The following is a 3,774-nucleotide window of genomic DNA, read 5'->3' on the forward strand; positions in this document are numbered from 1 at the left end:
CTGCCCATATCTTGCTGGCGTTGATCATCGCCGCCGTGCTTCGCTGGACGGCAAAGGCCCGCTATTGGCGAACGTTTCTGATCACGTGGGCAATACTCATACCGCTGTTCTTTATTTCGAGTCTTACTCAACGCGCTGAGCATCAGCGGCAAGACCTGCATCAGGCGCTCCTTGATCTCAAAAAAGCAATGAACACCAAGGACCCGGTGAACAGCAGCTCTGTCGCGCCGATAGCCAATGCAACGCCATCATCCGACGGAAGCATGGCCTCGCCCTTGCAGAACACCTTCAAACAGATCGCGCAAAACACCATCGCATTCAAGCAGCAAGAAGCGGTGCGCACGCAGGCGGAAAAGGATCTTCACTTTGAGCTTGTCTTGCAGCCACAACGTCTCGTATCAGCCCAGGGCATCGCACAAAGCCGTTCGTCGATTGATCACTATCGAACGCTGCTGACCGAACGTCAGGCTGCACTCAAGGCTCTCGAAGATCAGAATCAGTCGTGTCTCATGCAGTTGCCAGAGCCCACGCAAGATGCCGTGTTGCGCGGCTATCTAAATGCGCGCGCGCCCACGGATCGCGCATTCGACCAGTACTTCAATATCGAAAACAGCACGATCGATACATTTAATCAGGTACTGGACGTTGCACAGAAAGCATTGGGTCGCTCGCATCTGGACAAGACTGGCAAGCTGATGCTTCCGGAACCGATGCATAGCGAAATGATAAGCCTTTGGCAAACAATCCAGCAGGAAGTCTCGGAAGAAACAGCGGCCAAGCAAACGGTGCAGAATCTAGTCACACAGCAGCAGCAAACCGTGGATCAGCTGCTGCAGCAAACCGCCGCGCCCGGATCGTCCCAATAGATGCCGCAGAATCCGCGCGGCAACACGCAAACAAAAAGCCCGCTACAAAGCGGGCTTTTTCTGAAACTGGTGCCGGCACCCGGATTCGAACTGGGGACCTACCGCTTACAAGGCGGTTGCTCTACCAACTGAGCTATGCCGGCATGGAGCCGCCTATTGTAGCAGGCCATGGCTCAAAAACAGCCCGTACTGTGAGATCCGATCGCCAGATCGTGGACGCGGCTGCGCCAGTCGAAGTGGGTGCTGTCTACCGGAATCAGGTCCAGCCAGTACTCCGGAACGGTTTCCGTGCGCTCGCTCATCTGGGCGGGAAAACCCGCCGCGGCAATCTGGTCGCGGCGCTTGCGCGCATTGGCCGGGTCCTTGAACAGACCGAGGGAAACCGTGTTCTGGTCGTCGCCGGCGCCGCTGATCACAAAGTAATCCTGAATGTTTTTGGCCGCGAGCTGACGTGCTTCGGCAAGCGCTGCGGCATGGCTGGACATGGGCGGCAGGTAGACCCACCAGCCGCGCGACTGCGTGGTCTGTTCCTGCCGGGCGCGCATGCGCTGAACTTGCGGTTCAAGCGCATTGCGCGCCACGCGCAGATCTTCCTGCGTCGCAAACGGTCCCAGCGCCATGCACGCGTAACTGAGCGTATTTGTCGATGGTTGAGCCGCCAACGGATTGGCCACCGAGGAAGACTGCGTGGGTGTTGTCGTCGCTGCAGCCACATTCGCGGCTGACGCGCCTTGCGTCACCGACGCCGGAGGCGGCGGCAATTCCGACAGCAAGTGCAATTTGTTGACGCCAGGATCGGTGGGCAGGTGCGCGTGCGTGTCGTTCTGGCCGAGCAGCAGCCATGCGCCGACAGCAATATTGAGTGCGATAAGCAGTACGAACAGCAGGCGCAGCAGCATTAGCCATTCACCAACATGGGTCGTCCCGGATTCTAGGGGGATGCGGGTGCCGGATGGGAGTGCGCCCACACCAGTAATCCACGCAGCACGCTATCGGCTGCAAGTTCGGCAGGCACGCCCAGCAAGGGCAGCAAGGTAGCCGCGTCGCCACCGTCCAGCAGCAGGCGTGGTGCTTTTTCGGGATGCCGGTTGGCGATGTGCCGGGCAAACCGTTCGATCAATGCCGCGACGGCTTGCCAGCAACCCGACGCCACGGCATCGGGGGTGTTATCGGCGATATCGCGAATCGCAGCGCTGTGATCCGTTTGCACACGCACGGTCGCGCCTAGCAGCGATTGCTGCATGAGAAGTGGGCCGGGCGCGATCAAACCGCCCAGATGCTGGCCGTCCGCCGCGAGCGCATCCAGTGTGAGCGCCGTGCCGATACCCGCGAGCACGCAAGGCGTATGCCCTTCAGCGTGCGCCGCCACCATGGCAAGAAAACGATCGACACCCAATCGATGCGGCTCGGGATACGCGTTGCGCACACCGCATGCTTGCGCAGGCGTGCGCACCCACGTCACGTCGCGTGCAAAGATCGTGGCAATTACGCTTTGGATCTGCGCCTCGCGCGCTGCATCCACCACGGATGAACCCAGTGCGCGGTCCGGACGCGCCAGCGCTCGCCACGATTGCGTCAAAACGTTCGCGACGTCTTCGTCCCACGCGACGGCACCGCGTGCCGACCAGCCATTCGCGCTCGCCATGGCCCACTTCAGTCGTGTGTTGCCCAGATCGAGCAGGAGTTTCATGCGCGGCGCACCGTGACATCGGCGCTGTCGATGCCGTGCAGGCCCGCAGCGGTTTGCAATTGCAGCGCACCGCGTGCATCGATGCCCGCGCCGACACCGTCCAGATCCCCCGCTGCACTGCTTACGCGCAATGGCACACCGCGTAAGGCATCGTGCTGCGCGTATTCGTCGACGAAGGCTGCAAAACCATCGCGTTCGAATTGCGCCAGACCCTGCACGAGACTGGTGACTAGTGCCGCTGCCACTTGATTGCGATCAGGTGGCGTACCGTTGCAGAGACTGGCCAGATCGGCGATCGGTTGGCCAGCTTGCTCATGCAACGCCGGCGTCAATCGCAGATTCAGACCAATGCCAATCACCGCGGCGCATGGCCCCTGATATTCCCCGCTCAACTCGACAAGAATCCCTGCAAGTTTTCCGCGTTCGGTCAGCACATCGTTCGGCCATTTCAGACGTGCGCCATCGATAGCAAGCGCATGCAATGCGCGCAGCACGATCACGCCCGTTGCAAGCGACAAACCCGAGAGCGATGCAAAGCCCGCATCGAAACGCTTCAGGCAAGACATATAAAGGTTCAGTCCGGGCGGCGAGAGCCAGCTGCGCCCGCGTCGTCCGCGTCCTGCCGTCTGCGTTTCCGCGGTGACGATGCTGAAGTCGGGCGCGGTGGGGCCGCGCCGCTGCAACTCGCTAGAGGTCGAATCGAGCTCCCAATACACATCCAGCGCACCGAGCCGACCTGCGATGGCCGATGGCAGCTGCAAACGGATGCCCTCCCCGTCCAGCATCTGGATCGGCCATGGCAAGCAATAACCGGCCGCACCCGCGGACTCGATCGGCATGCCGCGATGGCGCAACGCTTCGATCTGTTTCCAGATGGCGGCACGGGTGACACCCGTCTCGGACGCCAGACGCGATCCCGAGAGCGTGTCTCCCGAGGCCAACAGAGCTAGTAGTTGTTGCGGCTGCACGGTCTCAGTGTCCGCGGAGACCACTGGCGCGAGGCGGCCGTGGAGGGTGGGGGGAAGAAGGCTGTCGCATCAGGCGATTCTACCGGGAGCCGGCGCTTTCACCGCCTCCCATGGGCGGCACTGGCATCTGCAGGTGGTTTCTGGGACCATCCGGCCGTTAGGCATTCGCCTCGGGGACTGAATCGCCATGCGTGCCACACCATTGTTGCTTGGATGCTTGCTAGGACTGGGCGCCATCGCCACGGCGGCG

At 61.4% G+C, this 3,774-nt stretch carries 4 protein-coding genes and 1 tRNA gene; 1 reads left to right on the forward strand and 4 read right to left on the reverse strand.

The features are described from left to right. A partial coding sequence (locus tag VK725_RS08430; protein WP_325317619.1) for a hypothetical protein occupies positions 1 to 866 on the forward strand: 866 nt, incomplete at its 5' end. Positions 867 to 933: 67 nt separating this feature from the next. Here VK725_RS08430 and VK725_RS08435 read toward each other — a convergent pair. The 4 genes from VK725_RS08435 to VK725_RS08450 all read right to left on the reverse strand — a co-directional run bounded on the left by VK725_RS08435 (position 934) and on the right by VK725_RS08450 (position 3,524). After that, positions 934 to 1,009, reverse strand: a tRNA-Thr gene (locus VK725_RS08435). Between the two features lie 30 nt (positions 1,010 to 1,039). Beyond that, a complete protein-coding gene (locus VK725_RS08440; protein ID WP_325317620.1) occupies positions 1,040 to 1,765 on the reverse strand; it encodes an SPOR domain-containing protein in 726 nt (241 codons plus the stop codon). 32 nt (positions 1,766 to 1,797) lie between these two features. After that, the gene (locus VK725_RS08445; protein WP_325317621.1) at positions 1,798 to 2,556 is read right to left on the reverse strand and encodes a type III pantothenate kinase; all 759 of its coding nucleotides are present in this window, start codon (positions 2,554 to 2,556) and stop codon (positions 1,798 to 1,800) included. Next, positions 2,553 to 3,524, reverse strand: coding sequence for a biotin--[acetyl-CoA-carboxylase] ligase (locus VK725_RS08450; RefSeq protein ID WP_325317622.1), 972 nt, complete (start codon positions 3,522 to 3,524; stop codon positions 2,553 to 2,555). Before VK725_RS08450 ends, VK725_RS08445 begins: the two co-directional genes overlap by 4 nt. Between the last annotated feature and the right edge of the window lie 250 nt (positions 3,525 to 3,774).

Origin of the sequence: Dyella sp., from assembly GCF_035486915.1 — a bacterium.
GTDB lineage: Bacteria > Pseudomonadota > Gammaproteobacteria > Xanthomonadales > Rhodanobacteraceae > Dyella_B.